Source organism: Streptomyces sp. NPDC041135, assembly GCF_055592085.1.
On the sequence record NZ_JBVIYZ010000003.1, the window covers coordinates 518,591 to 543,375 of the forward strand.

The window sequence follows — 24,785 nt, forward strand, 5'->3', positions numbered from 1 at the left end:
TTGGGGCGCCGGGCGCCGGGGTGGTTGGCTTGCCCCAACCCCGAGCACTCAGGTCCTGGAGGAAGTCAATGGCGCAGGTCGAGGCCACTACGGAGCGGGTCGTCACGGCGGACGCGGAGAAGGTGTTCGACGCCCTCGCCGACTACAGCGGCACGCGCGCGAAGCTGCTGCCCGAGCACTTCAGCGAGTACGAGGTGCGCGAGGGCGGCGACGGCGAGGGCACCCTCGTGCACTGGAAGCTCCAGGCCACCAGCAAGCGCGTGCGCGACTGCCTGCTGGAGGTGAGCGAGCCCACCGACGGCGAACTGGTCGAGAAGGACCGCAACTCCTCCATGGTCACCACCTGGCGCGTCACGCCCGCCGGTGAGGGCGCCTCACGCGTGGTCGTCACCACCACCTGGCAGGGCGCCGGCGGGATCGGCGGCTTCTTCGAGCGGACCTTCGCCCCCAAGGGCCTCGGCCGCATCTACGGCGCCGTGCTCGCCAACCTCGCCCGCGAGGTCGAGGGCTGAGCCCAAGAGGCCGCCGGTGCGCGGGCGTTGCCCCCGCACCGGCCGCCCCGCCGGCTCCGGTCCCGGCCCCTCACCGGCCGCTCACCGGCCCCTTCGGGCACCGGCGTCTCACCGGTTCGGGTGGAACTCCCCGCGCCCGTACCGGACGCCGTAACCCGCCGTCCTCCTTCACGGTTGTCGCCTTACGCGGGAAGCGTGGGGCGGCGTGACGAGGGGAGCGGGACGTGGGCGGCACGACTCTGGTGCAGGACGAGCCGGCCACGGCGCCGGTGCGGGCCCCCGCGCCGCCGCCCCCCGCGGAGACCGGCCTCGCCCCGCGCCGGGTACGGCTGATCTTCGTCGGGCTGATGCTCGCCCTGCTCCTGGCCGCCCTGGAGCAGATGATCGTCGCCACCGCCCTGCCCAGGATCGTCGGCGAACTGCACGGCCTGGACCGGATGTCCTGGGCGATCACCGCCTACCTGCTCACCTCCACCGTCGGCCTCCCGCTGTACGGCAAGCTCGGTGACCTCTTCGGCCGCAAGGGCGTCTTCCAGTTCGCGATCCTCGTCTTCGTCGCCGGCTCCGCGCTCGCCGGGCGCGCCCAGAGCATGGACCAGCTGATCGCCTTCCGTGCCGTGCAGGGCACCGGTGCGGGCGGGCTGATGATCGGCGTGCAGGCGATCATCGCCGACATCGTGCCGCCCCGGCAGCGCGGCCGCTACATGGGCCTGATCGGCGCCGCCTTCGGCGTCGCCTCCGTCGCCGGCCCGCTGCTCGGCGGCTACTTCACCGACCACCTCTCCTGGCGCTGGTGCTTCTACATCAACGTCCCCTTCGGGCTGCTCACCCTGGCCGTGATCACCGCCGTGCTGAAACTGCCCAAGCCGGCCTCCCGCGGCCGCCTCGACGTGCCCGGCGCGCTGCTGCTGGCCACCGCCTCCACCTGCCTGGTGCTGCTCACCAGCTGGGGCGGCACCGAGTACGCCTGGGACTCGCGGCAGATCCTCGGACTCGGCGCGGGCGCGGCCGCCGCCGCCGTCCTCTTCCTCGTCGCCGAGCACCACGCCGCCGAACCCCTCATCCCGCCGCGGCTGTTCCGGGACCCCGTCTTCACCGTCACCGCCCTGGTCGGGCTGGTCATCGGCGTCGCCCTGTTCGGCGCGGCCAGCTATCTGCCGACCTTCCTGCAGATGGTCGACGGCGCCTCCGCCACCGGGTCCGGGCTGCTGATGCTGCCCATGATGGCGGGCATCGTCGGCGCCTCGGTGATCTCCGGGCAGCTCATCAGCCACACCGGCCGCTACAAGGTCTTCCCCGTCCTCGGCAGCGCCCTCGCCGCCGTCGGCATGTGGCTGCTGTCCCGGCTGGAGACGGACACGCCCCGGCTGCACTACAGCATCTGGATGGCCGTCCTCGGCGCCGGCATCGGCATGGTGCTGCCCGTCCTGGTCCTCGCCGTGCAGAACTCGGTGCGCCCCGCCGACCTGGGCACGGCGACCAGCGCCAACAACTACTTCCGGCAGATCGGCGGCAGCGTCGGCGCCGCCGTCTTCGGCACCCTGTTCGCCGACCGGCTCACCGACGCCCTCGCCCGGCGCCTGCCCGCCGGCGCGGGTGCCCGGCTGCCCGACCCCGAGTCGCTCACCCCGGGGCTCGTCCACGCGCTGCCCCCGGCCCTGCGCGACGCGTACGTCCGCGCCTACGCCGACGCGATGCCCCGGGTCTTCCTCTACCTGGTCCCGGTGCTCGTCCTCGGCCTGCTCATCGCCTTCTTCCTCAAGGAGAGACCGCTGGTGTCCCACAACGCCCCCGCCGCCGGCCAGGAGAGCGCGCCGGCCGACGCCCCGGTCCCGCAGGCCCGCTCGCCCCACCCCGGCTCGTTCCCCGTCCGGGGCGCGGTGCGGCACCCCGACGCCACCGCGGTGCCCCGCGCGGCGCTCACCCTGATCGACGCCGCCGGGCTGCAGATCGGACGGGGCACCAGCGGTGAGGACGGGCGGTACACGCTCCCCACGCCGGGCCCGGGCTCGTACGTCCTCATCGCCGCCGCGGGCGGCCACCAGCCGCAGGCCGTCTCGGTCACCGTGGGCGAGCGGCCCGTCGACCTCGACGTGGTCCTCGGCGGCGCCGGACGCCTCGCGGGCGCGGTGCTCGCCGCCGACGGCTCGCCCGTGCGGGACGCCACCGTCACGCTCACCGACGTGCACGGCGAGGTCGTCGCCAGCACCCGCAGCGGCCACGAGGGCGGCTACCTCATCACCGAGCTGGTGGCCGGCGAGTACACCCTGGCCGCGAGCGCGCCCGCCTTCCGGCCCGCCGCGCTGCCCGTCACCGTCCAGGCCGCCCGGGAGACCCGCCAGGACGTCGAGCTGGCGGGCGGCGCGGTCCTGCGGGGCACCGTCCGGGCGGGCGGCGGCCGGCCCGTCGAGGACGCGCGGGTGACCCTGCTCGACTCGGCCGGCAACGTCGTCGACTCCCTGACCACCGGCGCCGACGGCACCTTCCGGTTCGTCGACCTGTCCTCCGGCGAGTACACCGTCATCGCGGCCGGCTACCCGCCGATCGCCACCGTGCTGTGCGTCGCGGGCGGCGGCCGGACCGAACGCGATCTCCAGCTGGGCCACCAGGACTGAGCCGGGCGCGCGGGGGCGCACGTCCCCGCGCGCCGGTTCGGCCCGGTACATCAATTCCAGTATTGCCACACATCCCGACCGGCCGTCGCCGTACCGTGGTGGCGGGCGGCGCAGATCTTTTACGACAGCCGTTGGGGAGAGAGGGCCTGGGCCATGGACCGTGGCAGCGAGCGGGACACACCTCCCGGCCGCGGCGCGGGGGAGGGCGCGGCCGGCCGCGTTCCCCTGGGCGTGGTCGTCGTCGACCGCGAAGGCACCGTCTCGCACTGGAGCAGCGGCGCGCGCCGGTTGTTCGGCGTCCCGCGCGAGGACGCCGTGGGCCGCCCCGCCGCGGACCTGCTGCCCGTCGCCGGCACCCTCCCGGACGACCTCGACGGCGAGCCCACGGCGGACGCCTACGGCCCGTACGAGGCATACGACGGGCTCGGCCCCGACCTGGAGGCCTCGCTCGGCGGCCGCACCGGCTACCCGACGGCCGGCCGCATCCGCATCCGCGCGCCCGAGGCGGACCCGCGAGCCGGGCGGGAACCGGCCGGCGGCGCGGACGACGACCGCATCGACGTGCTGTGGTGGGCCTACCCGCTGGTCGGCCCCGGCCCCGCGCGGCGGCTGGTGCTCGCCGCCGACGCCGGCCGGCTCCAGGTCGACCGCGGCTGCGCGGACCCGGTCACCGAGCGCGTCTCGCCCGGCTTCGCCCGCTGGACCGAGCTGTCCGACTACGAGGAACTCGCCCGCCGGCTGCCCGAGATCCTGCCCAACATGGGCCCCGGCCTCAGCGGCCGCATCGTCTCCCAGATCCTCGAACTGGGCTATCCCGTGCTGGAGTTCAGCCAGTTCGAGCGGGTGCCGGTGACGCCGTACTGGGGCGTGCCGCGCCGCCCGGGACGCGCGCGGGCCGAAGCCGTGCGGCGGACACCGGCCGCGCCGCTGGTCCCGGTCGGCGCCGAACAGGACCTGGAGTACGCCGCCGTGCGCGAGCGGCTGGAGTTCCTCAACGAGGTCAGCTCCGGCATCGGTTCCTCGCTCGACCTGGGCGAGACCATCCGCGAGGTCACCAGCGCCGCCGTGCCCCGCTTCGCCGACTTCGCCGGCACCCACCTGCGCGCCGCCGTCCTGGCCGGCGAGGGCTTCCCGGACGGCCCGCCGGACGTGACCACCGTCTGGCACCGGGTGTGGGTCGAGCACAACGACGAGCCGGGCCGCTGGGACGACACCGTGCCCACCGGCGAGTCCATCGCCTTCCCCGAGCACACCCCGTTCTTCCAGTGCATGAGCACCGGCGAGCCGGTGCTCATCCCCAGGATCAGCGACGAACTGGGCAACAAGATCTCCGGGGAGTTCGAGAAGCGCGACCTCAGACCGCTCATCAACGGCCGCTCCCTGCTCATCGTCCCGCTCAAGGCCCGCAACGTCGTCCTCGGCTTCATGGTCCTGATGCGCCGCCCGGACCGGCCGCAGTTCGACGACATGGACCGCACCACCGGCGCCGAACTCGCCGCCCGCGCCGGTCTGGTGCTGGACAACGCCCGTATGTACACCTTCCAGGAGAACGTCGCCGACACCCTCCAGGACAGCATGCTGCCCCAGGTGACGCCGCGTATGGCCGGCTGCGACGTGGCGACCCGCTACCTGCCCGGCACCCGGCTCGGCCGCATCGGCGGCGACTGGTTCGACACCATCAAGCTGCCCGGCTCCCGCACCGCCCTCGTCGTCGGCGACGTCATGGGCCACGGGCTCAACTCCGCCGCCATGATGGGCCAGTTGCGCACGGCCGTGCAGACCATGGCCGTCATGGGCACCGAGCCCGCCCAACTGCTGCGCAACCTCGACGACCTCGCCCGCCGCCTGGGGGAGAACTACCTCGCCACCTGTCTGTACGCGGTCTACGACCCCATCCGCGGCGAGCTGCACCTGGCCAACGCCGGTCACATCCCGCCCGTGCTGGTGCGCGCCGCGGACGGGCGCAGCGAGTTGCTGGAGCTGCCCACCGGCGCCCCCATAGGGGTGGGCGGGGTGGCGTTCGAGTCCAGCGTCGTCCGGGTCGCGCCCGGTGACCGGCTGGTGCTGTGCACCGACGGTCTGGTGGAGGTGCGCGGGTCCGACATCGGGGACGGCCTCGCCGCGCTCTGCGAGTCCGCCGCGCACCCCGCGGCCTCGATGGACGACGCCTGCGACACCATCATCCGCGCCCTGAACACCGGCGACGGCCGCAAGGACGACGTCGCCCTGCTCATGGCCCGCCTCAACGGCATCCCGGACGACCACGTCGCCGAGTGGGAGTTCGTCGGCGACCCGCGCGAGGTCGGCCGGGCCCGGCGGCTGGTCCGTGCCCAGCTGCTGAAGTGGAACCTGCCCGGCGCGGTGGAGACGGCGGAGCTGCTGGTCAGCGAGGTCCTCACCAACGCCGTACGGCACGCGGGCGGGCGGCGGACCGGGCTGCGGCTGGTGCGCACCGACGCGCTGCTGGTCGAGGTGACCGACGAGGAACCGGCCCTGCCCACCATGCTCGCCGCGGACCTCCTCGACGAGTCGGGCCGCGGGCTGCGCGTGGTCAGCCGGCTGGCCCGCGAATGGGGCGCCAGCGCCACCGGGCACCACAAGACCGTGTGGTTCGAACAGGCCCTGACCCCGCCCGGGGCCTCGTGAGAGACAGGACCCGGCACGACGCCTGAGGGCCGGGCCGGACAGCCGGGCCGGACGGCCGGCGCGGCGCCGACGCGGCGGGGGCGTGACGCGCCGCGCGTACGCCCTCCGGGCGCTCCGGATCGCTCGGGTCTCGCAAAGACGGGCTCCTGCCTCTTGCCGACGTCCCCGCCGGCGCGATATCCCGATCACGGAACCGACCCGTGGGGAGCGCGCATGAATGTCTCGGAGAACTACCGGACCGCCTGGGAGAGTTACTGGAGGGAGACCTCGGACGCCCGGGGCGAGGCGATCTGGGACTCGGACCCCTCCCTGACCTCGGCACCGCACAGCGAGCTGTTCCTGCCGTACGCCGACACCGCCCGTCCCATAGTCGACCTGGGCTGCGGCAACGGCACCCAGACCCGCTACCTCGCCTCCCGGTTCGCACGGGCCGTAGGCGTCGACCTGTCGCACGCCGCGATAGAGCACGCCCGCCGCGCGGCGAACGGCGAACCCGTCGAGTTCCAGCAGCTCGACCTGACCGACGCCGAGGCGGTGCGCGAACTGCACACCCGGCTCGGCGACAGCAACGTCTACATGCGGGCCGTCATCCACCAGAGCGAGCCGGCCGCCCGCCCCCTGGTGGCCGCCGCGGTCGCCCGGTTCATCGGCTCCGCCGGACGGGCGTTCGTCGTCGAACTCACCGCCGCCTCCCGGGACGTGATCCAGCGCGCCGCCGCCGGCCCGGACGGCCCGCCGCCCAAGCTGCGCCGGGTCTTCCACCACGGCCTCAAGCCCGCCGACGCCGCGGACGAGGAGATCCCCGAGCTGCTGCGCGCGGCCGGCCTGGAGATACTCGCCGCAGGCGACACCACCCTGCCGCAGACCGAGTACCTGGCCGACGGCACCCGCATCGACCTGCCCGCCCGCTGGTTCGTCCTGTCGGCCGGCTGACCAGCGATCCGCCACCGGTGCGCGGCCCCCGGCACCACCTGCCGAAATGCCTCCGCCGTGACTGTCGGGGGCCGCGCCCACCGGGTAACGTGACGGAGCATGAAGATCCTCATCAGCGCCGACATGGAGGGTGCCACGGGCATCACCTGGCCCGCCGACGTGTTGCCGGGGACACCGCAGTGGGAGCGCTGCCGGGCCCTGTTCACCTCGGACGTCGACGCCGCGGCCCGGGGCTTCTTCGACGGCGGCGCGGACCGGGTGCTGGTCAACGAGGCGCACTGGACGATGCGCAACCTGCTGCTGGAGCGGCTCGACGAACGGGTCGAGATGCTCACCGGACGGCACAAGTCGCTGTCCATGGTGGAGGGCGTGCAGCACGGGGACGTGGACGGCATCGCCTTCGTCGGCTACCACGCGGGCGCCGGCGCCGAGGGCGTCCTGGCTCACACCTACCTCGCCAACCAGATCACCGGGGTGTGGCTGGACGGCGACCGGGCCAGCGAGGGTCTGCTCAACGCCCGGGTCGTGGCCGAGTTCGGCGTCCCCGTCGTGCTCGTCACCGGCGACGACGCGGCCTGCGAGGACGCGCTCGGCTACGCGCCCGAGGCACTGAAGGTCGCCGTCAAGGACCATGTGTCGCGGTACGCGGCCGTGTGCCGGACGCCGGCCCGGACGGCCGCCGACATCCGCGCGGCGGCCGCGGAGGCGACCGCGCTGGCGGTACGCCGGGACCCGGCCGCGGACGGGCCGCACACCGTCGCCGTCGAGTTCGACGCCGAGCACCTGGCGTCGGCGGTGACCGTCGTCCCCGGCGTCGAGCGGACCGGCGAACGACGGGTGGCGTACACCAACGAGACCATGTACGAGGCGATCCGTACCTTCAAGGCGGTCACGACGATCGCCTCGGCCGCGGTGGAGGAGCAGTATGGCTGACCAGTCGGCGCTGGACGAGGTCGTCCGGTTCACCTCCGAGCTGATCCGGATCGACACCTCCAACCACGGCGGCGGGGACTGCCGGGAGCGGCCCGCCGCCGAGTACGCGGCCGAGCAGCTGGCCGGCGCGGGATGCCGGCCGGTGCTGCTGGAGCGGACCCCGGGGCGGACCAACGTGGTCGCCCGCGTCGAGGGCACCGACCCGGGCGCCGACGCGCTGCTGGTGCACGGTCACCTGGACGTGGTGCCGGCGCGGGCCGCGGACTGGAGCGTGCACCCGTTCTCCGGTGAGGTGCGCGACGGCGTGGTGTGGGGGCGCGGCGCGGTCGACATGAAGAACATGGACGCGATGATCCTCGCGGTCCTGCGCTCCTGGGCCCGGCAGGGCGTACGCCCCCGGCGCGACCTGGTGATCGCGTTCACCGCGGACGAGGAGGCCAGCGCCGAGGACGGCTCCGGGTTCCTCGCCGACCACCATCCCGAGCTGTTCGAGGGGTGCACGGAGGCCGTCGGCGAGTCCGGCGCGTTCACGTTCCACGACGGCGCCGGACGGCAGATCTACCCGATCGCCGCCGGGGAGCGCGGCACCTGCTGGCTGAAGCTCACCGCCCGCGGCCGCGCCGGGCACGGCTCCAAGGTCAACGACGAGAACGCGGTGACCCGGCTGGCCGCGGCGGTCGCCCGGATCGGCGAACACGAGTGGCCGGTGCGGATCACCCCGACCGTGCGGGCCGCGCTCACCGAACTCGCCGCGCTGTACGGCGTCGAGCCCGACCTGAGCGACGTGGACCGGCTGCTGGGCAAGCTCGGCCCGGCCGCCCGGATCGTCGAGGCGACCGTGCGCAACAGCGCCAACCCGACCATGCTGAAAGCCGGTTACAAGGTCAACGTCATCCCGGGGGAGGCGGTGGCCTACGTGGACGGCCGCTGCCTGCCCGGCGGCGAGGAGGAGTTCCGCGACACCCTCGACGCCCTCACCGGCCCCGACGTCGACTGGGAGTTCGAGCACCGCGAGGTCGCCCTCCAGGCACCGGTGGACTCGCCGACGTACGCCCGGATGCGGGCCGCCGTCCGGGAGTTCGCGCCGGAGGGACACGTGGTGCCGTACTGCATGTCGGGCGGCACCGACGCCAAGCAGTTCTCACGGCTGGGGATCACCGGCTACGGCTTCGCCCCGCTGAAGCTCCCGGAGGGCTTCGACTACCAGGCGCTGTTCCACGGGGTCGACGAGCGCGTCCCGGTCGAGGCACTGCACTTCGGCGTCCGCGTCCTCGACCGGTTCCTGCGCACGGCCTAGGAGACAGGACATGGAGGACGCGGTGCGGACGACGGCGTACGGTTGCTGGCCCTCGCCCATCGACGCGGCGCTGGCCGCCGCGCACGACGGGCATCCCGAGTGGGTGGGCTTCGTCGGCGAGGAGGTCTGGTGGACCGAGCCCCGGCCGGCCGAGGGCGGCCGCCGGGCGCTGGTGCGCAGACGCCCCGACGGCACCCAGGAGTCGGTGCTGCCCGAGCCGTGGAACGTGCGCAGCCGGGTCGTGGAGTACGGCGGCCGGCCCTGGGCCGGGACCGCGGCGGGCACGGCGGCGGACACGCCCCTCGTGGTGTTCACCCACTTCGCCGACCAGCGGCTCTACCGTTTCGAACCCGGCGGGCAGCCGCGCCCGCTGACCCCCCTCTCGCCCGTGGGCGGCGGACTGCGCTGGGCGGAGCCGCTGCTGGACCTCGAGCGCGGCGAGGTGTGGTGCGTGCTGGAGGAGTTCACCGGCGAGGGCCCGGGAGACGTGCGGCGGGTGGCGGCCGCCGTGCCGCTCGACGGGTCGGCCGCCGAGGACCGGTCCGCCGTACGCGAACTCACCGACGACCGGCACCGGTTCGTCACCGGCCCCCGGCTCTCGCCCGACGGCCGGCGGGCCGCCTGGCTGGCCTGGGACCATCCGCGGATGCCCTGGGACGGCACCGAGCTGATCGTCGCGGACGTCGGCGACGACGGCACGCTGCACGGGCCGCGGACGGTCGCCGGCGGCCCCCGGGAGTCGGTGGCGCAGGTCGAGTGGTCGGCGGACGGCCGGCTGCTGTGGGCGAGCGACCGCGACGGCTGGTGGAACCTCTACCGCGACGGCGTCCCGCTGTGCCCGCGGGAGGAGGAGTTCGCGGGGCCGCTGTGGAAGCTCGGCCACCGCTGGTTCGCGCCGCTGGACAACGGGCTGGTCGCCGTCGTGCACGGCCGCGGCTCGGCCGCCCTCGGCATCCTCGACCCGGAGAGCGGCGAGGTCGTCGACGCGGCCGGACCCTGGACCGAGTTCGCGCCCACCCTCGCCGTGCGCGGCGACCGGGTGGCCGGCGTCGGCGCAGGGCCGCGCACCTCCCACGAGGTCGTCGAGCTGGACGCCCGGCTGGGCCGGGCCCGGGTGATCGGCGCCCCCCACCGCGATCCGGTGGACCCCGCCTACTACCCCGAACCCCAGCTGCGCACCTTCACCGGCCCGGGCGGGCGCGAGGTGCACGCCCACGTCTACCCGCCGCGCCACCCCGGCCGCACCGCCCCGGCCGGCGAACTGCCGCCCTACGTCATCTGGGCGCACGGCGGCCCCACCGGCCGGGCCGCGCTCGTCCTGGACCTGGAGATCGCCTACTTCACCTCACGCGGCATCGGCGTCGCCGAGGTGAACTACGGCGGCTCCACCGGGTACGGCCGCGCCTACCGGGAGCGGCTGCGCGAGCAGTGGGGCGTCGTCGACGTCGAGGACTGCGCGGCGGTCGCGCGGGCGCTCGCCGACGAGGGCACCGCCGACCCCGGCCGGCTGGCCGTCCGGGGCGGCAGCGCGGGCGGCTGGACCGCGGCCGCCTCCCTGACGACGACCGGCGTCTACGCCTGCGGCACGATCCTCTACCCGGTCCTGGACCTGGCCGGGTGGGGCCCGGGGGACACCCACGACTTCGAGTCGCACTACCTGGAGAGCCTGATCGGCCCGGCCGCCGAGGTGCCCGCCCGGTACGCCGAACGCTCGCCCTGCGAACACGCCGAGGCGCTGACCGCGCCGTTCCTGCTGCTCCAGGGCCTGGACGACGTCATCTGCCCGCCCGCCCAGTGCGACCGCTTCCTCTCCCGGATCGCCGGCCGGGGCGTGCCGCACGCCTACCTCACCTTCCCCGGGGAGGGGCACGGGTTCCGGCGGGCCGAGACCATGGTGCGCGCACTGGAGGCCGAACTGTCCCTGTACGCCCAGGTGTTCGGCCTGGACGTACCCGGTGTGCCCGAGCTGGAGCTGACCACGTGAGGGAACTGAGACGGCCCGCGCGGCTCGCCCCCGGCGCCCGGGTCGCCGTCGTCGCGCCCAGCGGGCCGGTGGTGGAGGAGCGGCTCCAGGCGGGCCTGGACATCCTGCGCGGCTGGGACCTCGACCCGGTCGTGGCACCCCATGTCCTGGACCGGCACGCCCGGTTGGGCTACCTCGCCGGCAGCGACGCCGACCGCGCCGCCGACCTCCAGGCGGCCTGGTGCGACCCGTCCGTGGACGCGGTGCTGTGCGCCCGCGGCGGTTACGGCGCCCAGCGCATGGCGGACCTGCTCGACTGGCCCGCGATGCGGGCCGCGGGCGACAAGGTCTTCGTCGGCTTCAGCGACATCACCGCCCTGCACCAGGCCTTCGCCACCCGGCTCGGCCTGGTCACCCTGCACGGCCCGGCGGCCGCCGGCGTCGACTTCGTCAAGAGCGCCCGGGCGCAGGACCACCTCAGGGCCACGCTCCTCGCCCCGGAGAGCGTGCGCACCCTCACCGGCACCGGACCGGCGCTGGTGCCCGGCCGGGCCCGGGGAGTGACCCTCGGCGGCTGTCTCAGCATGCTCGCCTGCGACCTGGGCACCCCCCTCGCCCACCCCGGCGCCCGCGGCGGGCTGCTGCTGATCGAGGACGTCGGGGAGCAGCCGTACCGGGTGGACCGGATGCTGACCCAGCTGCTGCGCTCCGGCTGGCTGGACGGGGTCGCCGGGATCGCCCTCGGCTCCTGGACCCGGTGCGGGCCGTACGACGAGCTGCGCGCGGTGCTGGCCGACCGGCTCGGCGGGCTCGGTGTGCCGGTCGTGGAGGAGTTCGGCTTCGGCCACTGCGCGTCGGCGTCGACGGTCCCCTTCGGTGTCGCCGCCGAACTGGACGCGGACGCCGGGACCTTGACCCTGGACGCGCCCGCCCTGCGCTGAGCCCGGCACCCTGGGATGCGCGTGGCCGCGGGGCGCCCGGGCGGGTCCGCCGCCGGGTCCGGGCGGTCCCCGGGTCACCCGGAGGGCGCCGCTCGCGGTGCGGGCGGCCGGTCGGTGGCCGCACCCTGGTCGCATGAGCCCGAAGACCTCCGAGAGCGCGGCCACCACCGGGCAGGACGGCGCCCGGAACGGCCTGCCGACGTCCGCCCGGCTCTCCGTGCCGGCCATCGCCGTCCTCGCCCTGATCTTCATCTTCCAGAACACCGGTGCCGTCCGGATCCGGCTGCTGGTCCCGGAGGTCAGCACACCGCTGTGGACGGCCCTGCTCGCCACCGGCGTCATCGGCGGGGTGTGCGGGGCCTATCTCGCGCGACGGCGCGGTTAGGGTCTCTCGCCGGGACCAGCCCGGCGTTACGCTGTCCGGATGCCGCACACCACCTCCTCCCGCCGGCCGGCCGAGGGCCGTCGGGTGGGCATCCGCCCCTTCACCTACGCGGACGGCCCCGAGTTCACCGCCCGGGTCCGGGAGAGCAAGGATCTGCACCGGCCGTGGCTGTTCCCGCCCGACAGCGACCGGGCCTACGCCGTCTACGCCCGGAGCCTGATCGAGGACCCCACCCGGGTCGGCTTCCTGGTCTGCGAGAACGACGGCGGCGCCATCGCCGGGTTCATCAACATCAACAACATCGTCATGGGCGGCTTCCGCTGCGGCGCCCTCGGCTACGGCGCCTTCGCGCACGCCGCCGGGCGCGGCCTGATGCGCGAGGGCCTCGACCTGGTCATCGGCCACGCGTTCGGCCCGCTGGGGCTGCACCGGCTGGAGATCAACGTGCAGCCCGGCAACGCCGCGTCCATCGCGCTCGCCCGCGGCGCCGGGTTCCGCCTCGAGGGCTTCTCCCCGGGCATGCTCCACGTCGACGGCGCCTGGCGCGACCACGAGCGCTGGGCCCTCACCACGGAGATGCGGGACACAGCCCTCGGGGCCTAGCCGTCCGCCACCCGGGTACCCGTGGCGCATGGACCGCTTGGATCACCTGGAACATCTGGACAGGCACCTCGTCGACGAGCTGGCACAGGTGGCACGTGAGACGGTGCGCGAGGAACTGCGGGAACAGACCCGCCGGCAACGCCGTACGGCCATGATGTACGCCGCGTCCGGCGCCGTCGCCCTGTACGCGGGCGCCGCCGTGGCGCTCGCGGTGGGGCTCGGCCTGGCGAGCGGGCTGCCCGGCTGGGCCGCGGCGCTGATCACCGCGGCACTCCTGGGCGTCATCGCCTACGCGTTGCGCGGCGCCGCCCACCGGGGCCGCGGCCACGGCCACGGCCATGGGCACGACCACGGCGATGAGCCCGCCGCTCCGCACCGGGTGGTCGGGGGCACGCCGCCCGCCGGGCCGCCGAGCGGGATGGGCCTGCCGTACCCGGCCATGCCGCCGCAGGCCCCGGACATCGACCCGGGCGGCCCGCACCACCGCGCCTGACCGGCAGTGGACGGGGGGCGGCCGGTGTCACCGACACCGGCCGCCCCCGTCTCCCTGCTGCTCAGCCGCCGGCGCCGCGCAGTTGCGGCAGCACCTTCGTGCGGTAGAAGTCGAAGAAGCCGCGCTGGTCGGGGCCGATCTGGTTGACGTAGACGCGGTCGAAGCCGGCGTCGGCGAAGCCGCGGAGCGTGGCGACGTGTTCGTCCACGTCGTCGCCGCAGACCGTGTTGTCACGGACCATGTCCTCGGTGACCAGCGGGGACAGCTGCTCGAAGTGGCGCGGCGTGGGCAGGATCTGGCCCATCTCGCCGGGCAGGTACTGGTTCGGCCACAGCCGGTGCACGGTGCGCACCGCCTCCTCGCGGTCGGTGCCGTAACAGACCTTCGTGCCGCCGCTGACCGGCTTGGCGCCGCCGCCGCCCTTGCGGTACTGGGCGACCATGTCCTCGTCCGGCATCATCGTGATGTAGCCGTCGCCGACGCGCGCGGCGAGCGAGGTCGCCTTCGGGCCGAAGCCGGAGATGTCGATCGGCACGGGCTCGTCGGGGACGGTGTAGAGGCGGGCGTTCTCGACCGTGTAGTGCGTGCCGTGGTGGTTGACCTCCTCGCCGGTGAACAGCCGGCGCATCACCTGGATCGCCTCCTCCAGCATCTCCAGGCGGACGTGCAGGGCCGGCCAGCGGTCGCCGAGGATGTGCTCGTTCAGCGCCTCGCCGGTGCCGACGCCGAGCCGGAAGCGGCCGCCGGTCAGCACCGCGCTGGTCGCCGCGGCCTGGGCCACCACGGCCGGGTGCATCCGGACCGTCGGGCACGTCACGGCCGTCTCGATGGGCAGCGACACCGCCTCCGACAGGGCGCCGATCACGGACCACACGAACGGGCTCTGCCCCTGCTCGTCGTTCCACGGGTGGTAGTGGTCCGAGATCCACAGCGCCTCGAAACCGGCCTGTTCGGCCATCCGGGCCTGCTCGATCAGCTCGGCGGGAGAGAACTCCTCGGTGGACAGGAAGTAGCCGTATGCGGGCATGGACAGTGCACCTCCGCGGGTGGGGGCGGGCCGGGACGGATCCGGCGACGGGTAACCAGGGCCCGCACGGGCGAAACGCCCGGCGCGCGGCGTTTGGGGGCTGTGCCCCCGGTTACGCGGAAGGCACGAGACGAGTCAGCGGCCGACACCACCGCCGGAGGCGCAGCGTGAGCCGACCCCGCATCGTGATCGTCGGCGCCGGGTTCGCCGGGTACCGCACGGCCCGCACCCTGGTCCGGCTGACCCGGGACCGGGCCGACGTCACGCTGCTCAACCCCACCGACCACTTCCTGTACCTGCCGCTGCTGCCGCAGGTCTGCGTCGGGGTCCTGGACGCCCGCCGGGTCACCGTCTCGCTGCCCGGCACCCTGCGCGGGGTCCGCCTGCTGCTGGGCCGGGCGGTCCACGCCGACCTCGACGCGCGCACCGTGGACTACACCGACCCCGAGGGCGGCGTCGGTTCGGTCCGCTACGACCGGCTGGTGCTGGCCACCGGCGGCGCCGGCACACTGGCGCCGGTGCCCGGCGACGCCACCTGCGCGCACGGGTTCCGGGGGCTGTCCGAGGCCCTGTACCTGCGCGACCACGTGACCCGGCAGGTGGAACTCGCCGCCGCCTGCGACGACCCCAAGATCCGCGCCGCCCGCCTCACCTTCGTGGTCGCGGGCGCCGGCTACACCGGCACCGAAGTCGCCGCGCACCTGCGGAGGTTCACCGACGGCCTGGTACGCCGCTCACCGCTGCGCGACGGGCCCCGGCCGCGCTGGATCCTGCTCGACAGCGCCCCGCGGGTACTGCCCGACCTGGCCGGACGGCTGTCCCGGACGGCCGCCCGGGCCCTGCGGGAACGCGGCGTCGAGGTGCGCACGGGAACCTCGGTGAAGGAGGCCGCCCAGGACGGGGTGCTGCTCGGCGACGGCGAGTTCGTTCCGTCACGGACCCTGGTGTGGTGCGTAGGCGCCCGGCCCGACCCGCTCGTGGCGGGCATCGGGCAACCCCTGGAGCGGGGCCGCCTGATCGTCGACCCCTACCTCCAGGTGCCGGGCCGCCCCGCGGTGTTCGCCTGCGGCGACGCCGCCGCGGTGCCCGACCTCGACGACCCGGGAGCGCTCACCCCGGCGACCGCCCGGCACGCCTGGCGGCAGGGCCGGGTGGCCGCGCGGAACGTGGCCGCCTCGCTCGGCCTCGGCCCGGCACGCCCGCGGCCCTACCGCCACCGCGACCTGGGTGACGCCGTCGACCTCGGCGGCGCCAAGGCCGCCGCCGACCCGTTCGGTCTGCCGCTCTCCGGCCCGCTGGCCGGTGCGGTCACCCGCGGCCACCACCTCGCCGCGCTGCCCGGCAGCCGCGTACGCGTCGCCGCCGACTGGCTGCTGGACGCCGTACTGCCGCACCACGGCGCCCAGTTGGGGCTCGCGCGGTCCGGTCACGCGCCGCTGGACACCGCCTCCCCGAGCGCCGGGCACCGGCCCGCCCCCGGCCCCCAGAACCTTTCCGTCCACAGTGAAGGAGTCTCATGAACACCGCCGAACTCGCCGAACTCGGTCAGCAGTTGCGCGTGGACAGCGTGCGGGCCGCCGCCGCGGCCGAGTCGGGGCACCCGACGTCCTCGATGTCCGCCGCCGACCTGATGGCGGTCCTGCTCGCCCACCACCTGCGCTACGACTTCGAGCGCCCGGAGCACCCCGGGAACGACCGCTTCATCCTGTCCAAGGGGCACGCCTCCCCGCTGCTGTACGCCGCCTACAAGGCGGCCGGCGCCATCGAGGACCCCGAGCTGCTCACCTTCCGCAAGCTCGGCAGCCGGCTCGAAGGCCACCCGACGCCCCGGCGGCTGCCCTGGGTGGAGACCGCCACCGGCTCGCTCGGCCAGGGCCTGCCGGTCGGCGTCGGCATCGCGCTGTCCGGCAAGCGGCTGGAGCGCACCGGGTACCGCGTCTGGGTGCTGTGCGGCGACAGCGAGCTGGCCGAGGGGTCGGTGTGGGAGGCGGCCGAGCAGGCCGCGTACGAGCAGCTGGACAACCTCACGGCGATCGTCGACGTCAACCGGCTCGGCCAGCGCGGCCCCACCCGGCACGGCCACGACCTCGACGCCTACGCCCGCCGCTTCCAGGCCTTCGGCTGGCACACCGTGGAGATCGACGGGCACGACGTGGACGCCATCGACCGGGCGTACGGCGAGGCCGCCTCCACCACCGGGCAGCCCACGGTGATCCTCGCCCGCACCCTCAAGGGCAAGGGCGTCGCCGCCGTCCAGGACCGCGAGGGCATGCACGGCAAGCCCCTGCCGGAGGCCGAGGACGCCATCGCCGAGCTGGGCGGGCCGCGCGACCTCACCGTCCGCGTGAGCGAGCCGGGTGCCGCCCGGATGCTGCACTCGGTGCCCGAGGCGGCCTCGCTGGAGCTGCCCCGCTTCGAGCTGGGCGAGAAGGCCGCCACCCGGGACGCCTTCGGCAAGGCCCTCACCGCCCTCGGCCACGCCCGCGGCGACGTCGTCGTGCTGGACGGCGAGGTCGGCGACTCCACCCGCGCCGAGCTCTTCGCCAAGGAGCACCCGGAGCGGTACTTCGAGTGCTACATCGCCGAACAGCAACTGGTCGCCGCCTCCGTCGGCATGGCGGCGCGCGGCTGGGTGCCGTACGCCTCGACGTTCGCGGCCTTCTTCAGCCGCGCCTACGACTTCGTGCGCATGGCCGCGATCAGCGGCGCCGGCATCAACCTGGTCGGCTCCCACGCGGGCGTCGCCATCGGTGAGGACGGGCCCTCCCAGATGGGCCTGGAGGACCTCGCGATGTTCCGGTCCGTGTACGGCTCCACCGTGCTCTACCCCTGCGACGCCAACCAGACCGCCAAGCTCGTCGCCGCGACGGCCTCGCTGGACGGCATCCGCTACCTGCGCACCTCGCGCGGCGGCAGCCCCGTCATCTACGGCCCCGACGAGGAGTTCGAGGTCGGCGGCAGCAAGGTGCTGCGCTCCTCCGGCGAGGACCGGCTGACCGTCGTCGCGGCCGGGGTCACCGTGCACGAGGCGCTGGCCGCCGCCGACCGGCTGGCCGAGGACGGCATCCGGGTCCGGGTCGTCGACCTGTACTCCGTCAAGCCCGTGGACCGCGAGACCCTGCGCCGCGCCGCCGAGGAGACCGGCTGCCTGCTGACCGTGGAGGACCACCACGAGGAGGGCGGCATCGGGGACGCCGTGCTGGAGGCGTTCACCGACGGCCGGCCCGTGCCCCGCCTGGTCCGGCTCGCGGTGCGCACCATGCCGGGCTCTGCGGAGCCGGACGAGCAGCTGCACGCCGCGGGGATCGACGCCGAGGCGATCGCGGCCGCCGCGCGGCTGCTGGTGGAGGAGGCGGTCGTGCGATGAGCGACGGCGACGTACGGCCGGTACGGGCGGGCCGCCGCACGGTGGCGGTCCACCGGCCCGGCAAGGTTCTCTTCCCCGGCGGCGCGGACGCCAAGGAGTACACCAAGGGCGACCTCGCCGGCTACTACCGGTCCGTCGCGCCGTACATGCTGCCCCACCTGCGCGGCCGTCCGCTGATGCTCGAACGGTATCCGGACGGCCTCGACGGGCCCCGGTTCATGCAGAAGAACACCCCGGACCACTATCCGGACTGGATCAGGCGGGCGGAACTCCCCAAGGAGGGCGGCACGGTCACCCACACCGTCTGCGACGACACCGCCACCCTGGTCCACCTCGCCGACCAGGCCTGCGTCACCCTGCACCGCTGGCTCAGCCGGGCCGAGAGGCCCTGCTTCCCGGACCGGCTGGTCTTCGACCTCGACCCGGCCGGCGACGACTTCGAAGAGGTGCGGCAGGCGGCCGGCTGGCTGGCCGAGCTGCTCGACGCGCTCAAGCTGCCGTCCGCGCCGATGACCACCGGCTCCCGCGGCGTGCACCTCGTGGTGCCCCTCGACGGCCGCGAGGACATCGAGGCGGTACGGGAGTTCGCCCGGGACGTGGCCGAGACGGCCGCCGCCGCACACCCCGGCCGGCTCACCACCGCGGCCCGCAAGAAGGACCGCGGCGACCGCCTCTACCTGGACGTGGGGCGCAACGCCTACGCGCAGACCGCCGTGGCCCCCTTCACGGTCCGCGCCCGTCCGGGCGCGCCCGTCGCCGTGCCCCTCACCTGGGAGCAGCTCGCCGACCCGGCCGTGCACGCGCGCCGCTGGACGATCGACGACGCCGTCGAGCAGGCCCGCGCCGAGCCCTGGGCCGGCCTGCTCGGCCGGGGCCGTGCCCTGGGGCCGGCCCGACGTCGCCTGGACGCACTGCGTGGCTGACACATACACCGCGCTGACCTGCGGGAACGCGTGAAAAGCGGGACCCGTGGGCTCCTGAAGGTTTGGCCAGAGATGTTGCGGCCACCCGCACTAAGAGGTGGCCATGACGAACACAAGAAACACGAGCCGAACACGTGGTTCACAGAAACCACAGAGATCGCGAAGCACGAGCGACTCTCAGAAATCACACCAGTCACAGGAGTCCCAGTCACAGGAGCCTCAGGAACCGGAGGAAGCCGAGGAGCCGGAAGAACTCGAGGAATCGGCTGAATCGGAGGACCCTGAAGACCCGGAGTCGGACGAGCCCGAGGAGTCGGAGGAGCCCGAAGGCTCCGCGGACGCCGAGGAGACCGGCGACTTCGAGGAGACCGAAGACGTCGAGGAATCGGCTGAGCCGGAGGATGCGGCTGAGACCGAGGACTCGGAGGAGGCGGAGGAATCCGAGGAGCCGGAGGACACCGAGGAGCTTGAAGACTCCGAGGAGTCCGACGGCTATGAGGAGCCCGAGGACGCCGAGGAGTCGGAGGGCTCGGAGGAGTCCGACGACGCTGAGGAGTTCGAAGAGACATCCGAGGAGTCCGGGGAATCGGCGGACGACGACTCGCAGGAGCGTGAGGACCGGCAGATGGCGGAGAACCGGCGGCCGGCCCCCATGGAGGTTCTGCGCCAGGCACGCGCCCAGCTCGCGGAGCTGACCGGACTCGTCCCCGAGTCGGTGTCCTCCTTCGCGCAGACGGAGGACGGGTGGGTGCTGGAGGTGGAGGTGCTCGAACTCGAACGGGTTCCGGACACGATGAGCCTGATGGGGAGCTACCAGGTGGAACTCGACCCGGAGGGACAGCTCACCGGATACCGGCGCGTGCGCCGCTACGAGCGCGGGCGGGCCGACGCGCGCAGGTCCGGCGGCCGCTGACCCGCGGGACCCCGCGCGTGCGTCCGTGCCCGGCCCGAGCGGCCGCGCACCGGCAGGACACACGGCAACAGCACAAGCACCGACAGGAACAGCACCAGCAGGCACGACAGAAGGAGGAGTGGCCGGCATGACCGTTGTCCCGGCACAGCAGAGTGGCGGTGGAGGCGGCAGCAGCGGCCTCTACGACGTTCTTGAACTGGTCCTCGACAGGGGGCTCGTGATCGACGCGTTCGTGCGGGTCTCTCTGGTGGGTATCGAGATACTCAAGATCGATGTGCGCGTGGTCGTGGCCAGCGTCGACACCTATCTGCGGTTCGCCGAGGCGTGCAACCGCCTCGACCTGGAATCCGGCCCGAACAAGAGCCCCGGGCTGCCCGAGATCGTCGGCGACATGACCGAGTCCGGCGCGCGCGGCAAGTCGAAGGGCGCGCTGTCCGGCGCCGCGCAGACCGTCTCCGACGCCTTCAAGCAGGCGCGCGAGGAGGGCTCGGAGCAGACCCAGTCGCGACCGCGGGCCCGCAAGGCCCCGGCGCGCCGTAAGGAGGAGCAGGAGTGAGCACGTACGTCTACGCGATCACCGCGGGGTCGCACCCGGCGCTCCCCGAGGGCATGGGCGGCGTCGGTGATCCGCCCATGCCCGTGCGGGTCCTCACGGAGGGCGAACTGGCCGCGATCGTCAGTGACGCCCCCGACGACCTGCGCCCCAAGCGCAGGGATCTCCTCGCGCACCAGAACGTACTGGCGGAGGCCGGCGCGGGCGGCTGTGTGCTGCCGATGCGCTTCGGCAGCGTCGCCCCCGACGACAGCGCCGTCACCGGCGTGCTCGCCGAACGCGCCGCTCACTACCAGGAACGCCTTCGCGAGCTGGACGGCAAGGTCGAGTACAACGTCAAGGCGAGCCACGTCGAAGAGGCCGTCCTGCACCGCGTGATGGCCGAGAACCAGGAGCTGCGCGGCCTGGCCGAGGCGAACCGCCAGGCGGGCGGCGGCAGCTACGACGACAAGATCCGCCTCGGTGAGATGGTCGCCGCCGCCGTCCAGGCCAAGGAGGCCGAGGACGCCCAGGACGTGCGCGAGCTGCTGGAGCCGGCCGCCGCGGCCACGAGCGTGGGTCCGCAGTCCACCGGCTGGCTGGTGAACGTGTCCTACCTGGTCGCCCGGGACTCCGCCGAGGACTTCCTGGCGGTCGTCGAGCAGATCCGCAAGAGCCACGCCCACCTCGACCTGCGGGTCAACGGGCCCCTGCCGCCGTACAGCTTCGTCGAGCCCGGCCCCGCCGAGCCCGCGGGCGCCGCGGCGGGCGCGGACACCGGGACGGGCTGACGTACGGGCCCGTCGGGAAGGAGATGTCGTGGGACTGATCAGTGAGGTGCTCCTGCTGCCGTTCGCGCCGGTGCGCGGCGGGGCCTGGGCCATCGGACAGGTACTCCGCGAGGCGGAGCGGATCTACTACGACCCCGCCACCGTACGGGCCGAGCTGGCCCGCCTCGAGGAACAGCTCGAGGCGGGCGAGATCAGTGAGGAGGAGTTCGACCGGATAGAGGACGAACTGCTCGACCGGCTGGAGATCGCGATGCGCTCCGGCGACACCACAGGCAACGGGACGGCACGATGAACCGAATGGGACTGGGCCTCGCCGTAGGGGCCGGATACGTCCTCGGACGTACCAAGAAGATGAAACTGGCGTTCGCGGTCGGGTCCCTGGTGGCCGGCAAGAAACTGAACCTCAGTCCGCGCATGCTGGCCGACGTCATGCAGCAGCAACTCAAGAACAACCCGCAGTTCAAGGAGATCGGCGACCAGCTGCGCCAGGATCTGCGGGGCGTCGGCAAGGCGGCCTCGGGCGCCATGGTCGAGCGGCAGATGAGCGCGCTCGCCGACCGGCTGCAGGGCCGGACCAACCAGGTCCGCGACCAGCTCGCCGACGTGGTGCCGGGCTCCGGCTCGGAGGACGACGAGGCGCGCGACCAGGACGACGACGAGGCGCGTGGCCAGGACGAGGACGCGTACGAGGACGACGACCGCGACCAGACCGACCGGGCCGAGGACACCGACGAGGACGACGAGACCGACGAGGACGACGAGTCCCGCGGTCCGGCGGAGTCGGCGGACGACGACGAGGACCGGCGGGAGCAGCGGCCCCGCAAGCAGGCGGCCCAGAAGGCGCCGGCCAAGAAGGCGCCCGCCAAGAAGGCCGTGAAGAAGGCCCCGGCCAAGAAGGTGGCGGCCAAGAAGACCGAGGGCGCCCGCAAGACGGCCGCGAAGAAGACGGCCACGGCCGGCCGGGCCGCGGGCGACGCCCGGTCCCGGACGCCGAAGGGCGGTGACGACCGATGAGCGAGACCCTCGGGAACGCGGCCGGCAAGGCCACGGACACGGCCAAGGACAACCCGCTGACCAACCTCGCGCACAGCGAGGCCGCCGACCGCCTGAAGGCGGAGGCGCAGGAGTACCTCTCCGCGCAGGCACAGCGGCTGCTGGTCGGCTTCGGGCGCAAGCTCGGCGAGACCACCGGGAAGCTGAACGACATCGCCGAGGGGAACAGCCCGGGCTTCGCCAAGCTCGCCCTCGACGGTGGACGCAAGCTCGCCGAGGGCAAGGGCCCGGTGCGGTCCATGCTCGAGGTGGGTGCCTCGTCCGCCAAGGAGAAAGTCATGGGCGCCTTCAAGAACCTCGGCGGCAAGGGCGGGCGCAAGAAGGGCGGCTCCGGCTCCAAGCCGACCGTGATCATGGAGCACATCGACGTCGGTGTGTCGCTGCGTGACGCCTACGACCAGTGGACGCAGTACAAGGACTTCTCCTCCTTCGCCAAGGGCGTCAAGAGCGCGAGCCGCGCCGACGACACCCACTCCGACTGGCAGGCGAAGGTCTTCTGGTCCAGCCGCAGCTGGAAGGCGCACACCACCGAGCAGATCCCGGACTACCGCATCCAGTGGACCTCCGAGGGCGCCAAGGGCACCACCAAGGGCGTCGTCTCCTTCCACGAGCTGGGGGAGAACCTCACCCGGGTCCTGCTGGTCATGGAGTACTACCCCACGGGTCTGTTCGAGAAGACCGGCAACATCTGGCGGGCCCAGGGCCGCCGGGCCCGGCTGGACCTGAAGAACTTCGCGCGGTTCATCACCCTCAAGGGCGAGGCGGAGGACGGCTGGCGCGGTGAGATCCGCGACGGCGAGGTCGTCCGCAGCCACGAAGACGCCGTCGCCGAGGAGGAGGAACAGGCGAAGGAGGACCAGGAGGGCGAGGAGGACCAGGAGGACCAGGAGGGCGAGGGTCCCGTCGCCGAGGACGAGGAGTCCGAGGACGAGGAGCCCGAGGACGAGGACGCCGAGGCCGAGGGCGCGTACGAGGACGACGAGGCCGAGGAGGAGGGCCCCGAGGAAGCCGAGGACGAGTACGCCGAGGGCGAGGACGAGCCCGAGGAGGAGGCCGAGGAGGAGGGCACCTACGCCGAGGACGAGTCGGCCGAGTACGACGAGGAGCCCGAGGACGAGGAGCAGCCCGAGGACGAGGAGCAGCCCGAAGAGGAAGAAGAGGAAGAGGAAGCCGAGCCTGAGCGCGCCAAGAGCGGGAGCCGTCGATGACCGTGCCCAGCCGGTTCCCCGAGCCCTATGGACAGGGCGGGGGAGCCAACCTGGCGGACATCCTGGAGCGCGTGCTCGACAAGGGTGTCGTCATCGCGGGCGACATCAGGATCAACCTGCTCGACATCGAACTGCTCACGATCAAGCTGCGGCTGATCGTCGCCTCGGTCGACAAGGCCAAGGAGATGGGCATTGACTGGTGGGAGACCGACCCCGCCCTGTCCTCCGGGGCCCGGCGGGACGAACTGGCTCGGGAGAACGCCGAGCTGCGTGAGCGCCTGGCGCGCCTCGAGGAGCTGGAGTCGGGGCGCGCGCGGACGGAGGAGGCACCATGACAGGTCTGCGGTACGTGTACGCCGTCTGCCGTCCCTTCGGCGCGGCCCTGCAGTCCCAGCTCACCGGGGTCGCCGGCGTTCCGCCGCAGCTGCTGCACCACCACGGGCTGATCGCCGTGGTCAGTACGGTCCCGGAGGCCGACTTCGCCGAGGAGGCGCTGCGCGCCCGGCTGGAGGACCTGGACTGGCTGGCCGCGACGGCCCGCGCCCACCAGGGCGTGATCGACGCGCTCACCACCGTCACCACCCCGCTGCCGCTCCGGCTGGCCACCGTCTTCCGGGACGACAGCGGGGTGCGCACCATGATCGAGTCCCGGGAGGACGAGTTCCGGCGCATCCTCGACCGGCTCTGGGGCCGGGTGGAGTGGGGCGTGAAGGTGTACGTGGAACGGGACCCGGCCGAGCAGGCCGGCGCCACCGGCGCCGATGCCGCGTCCGCCGGGAAGCCGGCCACCGGCCGGGACTACCTGCGCCAGCGGCGCTCGCGCAACCGGGCGCACGAGGAGCGGTGGCAGCGCGCCGAGCAGTTCGCGCAGTCGCTGCACGAGCGCCTGACCCACTACGCCGAGGACTCCCGGCTGCACGCTCCGCAGAACTCCGCGCTGTCCGGCGCGGAGGGGCAGAACGTGCTCAACGCGGCCTACCTGGTGCCGCGCGCCCACAGCGAGGAGTTCGTGGAACTCGTGGACCGCACGAAGGACGAGGAGCCCGGGCTCCGGGTGGAACTGACCGGGCCGTGGGCCGCCTATTCGTTCTCGGGGGAGGAACGGTGACCGTAGTCGAACGCCGTGAGATCGCGCTGGTCGACCTGCTCGACCGGCTGCTGGCCGGCGGGGTGGTCATCACCGGCGACATCACCTTGCGGATCGCGGACGTCGACCTGGTGCGCATCGACCTCAACGCGTTGATCAGCTCGGTCAACGAACAGGTTCCCTCCCCCTTCGAGCTGCCGCCCGCGCGGCTGCCCTCCGGCGGACCGCGCGGCGAGGAGTCCGCATGACGCAGCGCAAGCGCCTAGATCTCGAGCCCGACACCGTCGAGCGCGACCTGGTCAAGCTGGTGCTCACGGTGGTGGAGCTGCTGCGCCAGCTCATGGAGCGCCAGGCGGTGCGCCGGTTCGACACCGGGGAGCTGACCGAGGAGCAGGAGGAGCGCATCGGGCTCACCCTGATGCTCCTGGAGGACCGGATGGCCGAGCTGCGGGACCGCTACGGGCTGCGGCCCGAGGACCTCAACCTCGACCTCGGCCCGCTGGGACCGCTGCTCCCCCGGGAGTAGCGGTCCCGCTCGGAGCCCGGAGCCCGCCCGGAGCCCG

At 73.8% G+C, this 24,785-nt stretch carries 24 protein-coding genes and 1 pseudogene; 24 read left to right on the forward strand and 1 reads right to left on the reverse strand.

Annotation, left to right across the window (positions count from 1 at the left end; translation table 11 throughout):
* Positions 1 to 68: 68 nt before the first annotated feature.
* The 11 genes from ACZ6CZ_RS10515 (at position 69) to ACZ6CZ_RS10565 (ending at position 13,321) form a co-directional block, all read left to right on the forward strand.
* Positions 69 to 512 carry an SRPBCC family protein gene (locus ACZ6CZ_RS10515; RefSeq protein WP_469017627.1) on the forward strand — a complete coding sequence of 148 codons (444 nt, stop codon included), beginning with the start codon at positions 69 to 71 and terminating at the stop codon, positions 510 to 512.
* Between the two features lie 224 nt (positions 513 to 736).
* Complete coding sequence (locus ACZ6CZ_RS10520; protein ID WP_469017630.1) at positions 737 to 3,127, forward strand: MFS transporter; 2,391 nt, start codon at positions 737 to 739, stop codon at positions 3,125 to 3,127.
* A gap of 153 nt (positions 3,128 to 3,280) precedes the next feature.
* Entirely contained in the window at positions 3,281 to 5,773 is a 2,493-nt protein-coding gene (locus ACZ6CZ_RS10525) for a SpoIIE family protein phosphatase (RefSeq protein WP_469017632.1), read from the forward strand.
* A 213-nt stretch (positions 5,774 to 5,986) separates the two neighbouring features.
* Complete coding sequence (locus ACZ6CZ_RS10530) at positions 5,987 to 6,706, forward strand: class I SAM-dependent methyltransferase (RefSeq protein ID WP_469017635.1); 720 nt, start codon at positions 5,987 to 5,989, stop codon at positions 6,704 to 6,706.
* A 99-nt stretch (positions 6,707 to 6,805) separates the two neighbouring features.
* The gene (locus tag ACZ6CZ_RS10535; protein ID WP_469017637.1) at positions 6,806 to 7,639 is read left to right on the forward strand and encodes a M55 family metallopeptidase; all 834 of its coding nucleotides are present in this window, start codon (positions 6,806 to 6,808) and stop codon (positions 7,637 to 7,639) included.
* Positions 7,632 to 8,936 carry a M20/M25/M40 family metallo-hydrolase gene (locus ACZ6CZ_RS10540; RefSeq protein ID WP_469017640.1) on the forward strand — a complete coding sequence of 435 codons (1,305 nt, stop codon included), beginning with the start codon at positions 7,632 to 7,634 and terminating at the stop codon, positions 8,934 to 8,936. The genes ACZ6CZ_RS10535 and ACZ6CZ_RS10540 overlap by 8 nt, the downstream gene beginning before the upstream one ends.
* A 10-nt stretch (positions 8,937 to 8,946) precedes the next feature.
* Positions 8,947 to 10,920: a S9 family peptidase gene (locus tag ACZ6CZ_RS10545; RefSeq protein ID WP_469017643.1), complete on the forward strand. Its 1,974-nt coding sequence runs from the start codon at positions 8,947 to 8,949 to the stop codon at positions 10,918 to 10,920.
* Entirely contained in the window at positions 10,917 to 11,840 is a 924-nt protein-coding gene (locus ACZ6CZ_RS10550; protein ID WP_469017646.1) for a S66 peptidase family protein, read from the forward strand. Before ACZ6CZ_RS10545 ends, ACZ6CZ_RS10550 begins: the two co-directional genes overlap by 4 nt.
* A 133-nt stretch (positions 11,841 to 11,973) precedes the next feature.
* On the forward strand, positions 11,974 to 12,225 hold the full coding sequence (locus ACZ6CZ_RS10555) for a LapA family protein (RefSeq protein ID WP_469017649.1): 252 nt from the start codon (positions 11,974 to 11,976) through the stop codon (positions 12,223 to 12,225).
* 39 nt (positions 12,226 to 12,264) lie between these two features.
* On the forward strand, positions 12,265 to 12,828 hold the full coding sequence (locus ACZ6CZ_RS10560) for a GNAT family N-acetyltransferase (RefSeq protein ID WP_469017651.1): 564 nt from the start codon (positions 12,265 to 12,267) through the stop codon (positions 12,826 to 12,828).
* Positions 12,829 to 12,856: 28 nt separating this feature from the next.
* Entirely contained in the window at positions 12,857 to 13,321 is a 465-nt protein-coding gene (locus ACZ6CZ_RS10565) for a phage holin family protein (RefSeq protein WP_469017653.1), read from the forward strand.
* Between the two features lie 61 nt (positions 13,322 to 13,382).
* Here the strand turns inward: ACZ6CZ_RS10565 and ACZ6CZ_RS10570 are convergent, their stop codons facing one another.
* Positions 13,383 to 14,348, reverse strand: a complete 966-nt coding sequence (locus ACZ6CZ_RS10570) for an LLM class F420-dependent oxidoreductase (RefSeq protein ID WP_469017656.1) — start codon at positions 14,346 to 14,348, stop codon at positions 13,383 to 13,385.
* 167 nt (positions 14,349 to 14,515) lie between these two features.
* On the opposite strand from ACZ6CZ_RS10570, the gene ACZ6CZ_RS10575 reads away from it, so the two are divergent.
* The 13 genes and pseudogenes from ACZ6CZ_RS10575 (at position 14,516) to ACZ6CZ_RS10635 (ending at position 24,748) form a co-directional block, all read left to right on the forward strand.
* Entirely contained in the window at positions 14,516 to 15,868 is a 1,353-nt protein-coding gene (locus tag ACZ6CZ_RS10575) for an NAD(P)/FAD-dependent oxidoreductase (RefSeq protein ID WP_469017658.1), read from the forward strand.
* Positions 15,865 to 17,715, forward strand: a complete 1,851-nt coding sequence (locus tag ACZ6CZ_RS10580; RefSeq protein WP_469017660.1) for a transketolase — start codon at positions 15,865 to 15,867, stop codon at positions 17,713 to 17,715. The genes ACZ6CZ_RS10575 and ACZ6CZ_RS10580 overlap by 4 nt, the downstream gene beginning before the upstream one ends.
* Positions 17,712 to 18,638 (forward strand): non-homologous end-joining DNA ligase, encoded by a 927-nt coding sequence (gene ligD, locus ACZ6CZ_RS10585; RefSeq protein WP_469017662.1) that lies wholly within the window; start codon positions 17,712 to 17,714, stop codon positions 18,636 to 18,638. The genes ACZ6CZ_RS10580 and ligD overlap by 4 nt, the downstream gene beginning before the upstream one ends.
* Before the next feature lie 562 nt (positions 18,639 to 19,200).
* Positions 19,201 to 19,551, forward strand: a pseudogene (gene gvpO / locus ACZ6CZ_RS10590) (gas vesicle protein GvpO); the annotation flags it as partial.
* Between the two features lie 127 nt (positions 19,552 to 19,678).
* Positions 19,679 to 20,107 (forward strand): gas vesicle structural protein GvpA, encoded by a 429-nt coding sequence (locus ACZ6CZ_RS10595; RefSeq protein WP_469017664.1) that lies wholly within the window; start codon positions 19,679 to 19,681, stop codon positions 20,105 to 20,107.
* A complete protein-coding gene (locus ACZ6CZ_RS10600; protein ID WP_469017666.1) occupies positions 20,104 to 20,874 on the forward strand; it encodes a GvpL/GvpF family gas vesicle protein in 771 nt (256 codons plus the stop codon). The genes ACZ6CZ_RS10595 and ACZ6CZ_RS10600 overlap by 4 nt, the downstream gene beginning before the upstream one ends.
* A gap of 28 nt (positions 20,875 to 20,902) precedes the next feature.
* Positions 20,903 to 21,166 carry a gas vesicle protein GvpG gene (locus tag ACZ6CZ_RS10605; protein WP_469017668.1) on the forward strand — a complete coding sequence of 88 codons (264 nt, stop codon included), beginning with the start codon at positions 20,903 to 20,905 and terminating at the stop codon, positions 21,164 to 21,166.
* Entirely contained in the window at positions 21,163 to 21,888 is a 726-nt protein-coding gene (locus tag ACZ6CZ_RS10610) for a DNA primase (protein ID WP_469017671.1), read from the forward strand. The genes ACZ6CZ_RS10605 and ACZ6CZ_RS10610 overlap by 4 nt, the downstream gene beginning before the upstream one ends.
* Positions 21,885 to 23,135 carry an SRPBCC family protein gene (locus ACZ6CZ_RS10615; RefSeq protein ID WP_469017673.1) on the forward strand — a complete coding sequence of 417 codons (1,251 nt, stop codon included), beginning with the start codon at positions 21,885 to 21,887 and terminating at the stop codon, positions 23,133 to 23,135. Before ACZ6CZ_RS10610 ends, ACZ6CZ_RS10615 begins: the two co-directional genes overlap by 4 nt.
* On the forward strand, positions 23,132 to 23,470 hold the full coding sequence (locus tag ACZ6CZ_RS10620) for a gas vesicle protein (RefSeq protein ID WP_469017675.1): 339 nt from the start codon (positions 23,132 to 23,134) through the stop codon (positions 23,468 to 23,470). Before ACZ6CZ_RS10615 ends, ACZ6CZ_RS10620 begins: the two co-directional genes overlap by 4 nt.
* Positions 23,467 to 24,243, forward strand: a complete 777-nt coding sequence (locus tag ACZ6CZ_RS10625) for a GvpL/GvpF family gas vesicle protein (RefSeq protein WP_469017678.1) — start codon at positions 23,467 to 23,469, stop codon at positions 24,241 to 24,243. The genes ACZ6CZ_RS10620 and ACZ6CZ_RS10625 overlap by 4 nt, the downstream gene beginning before the upstream one ends.
* A complete protein-coding gene (locus tag ACZ6CZ_RS10630) occupies positions 24,240 to 24,470 on the forward strand; it encodes a gas vesicle protein (protein WP_469017680.1) in 231 nt (76 codons plus the stop codon). The genes ACZ6CZ_RS10625 and ACZ6CZ_RS10630 overlap by 4 nt, the downstream gene beginning before the upstream one ends.
* Positions 24,467 to 24,748 (forward strand): gas vesicle protein K, encoded by a 282-nt coding sequence (locus ACZ6CZ_RS10635; RefSeq protein ID WP_469017682.1) that lies wholly within the window; start codon positions 24,467 to 24,469, stop codon positions 24,746 to 24,748. The genes ACZ6CZ_RS10630 and ACZ6CZ_RS10635 overlap by 4 nt, the downstream gene beginning before the upstream one ends.
* Positions 24,749 to 24,785: the final 37 nt, after the last annotated feature.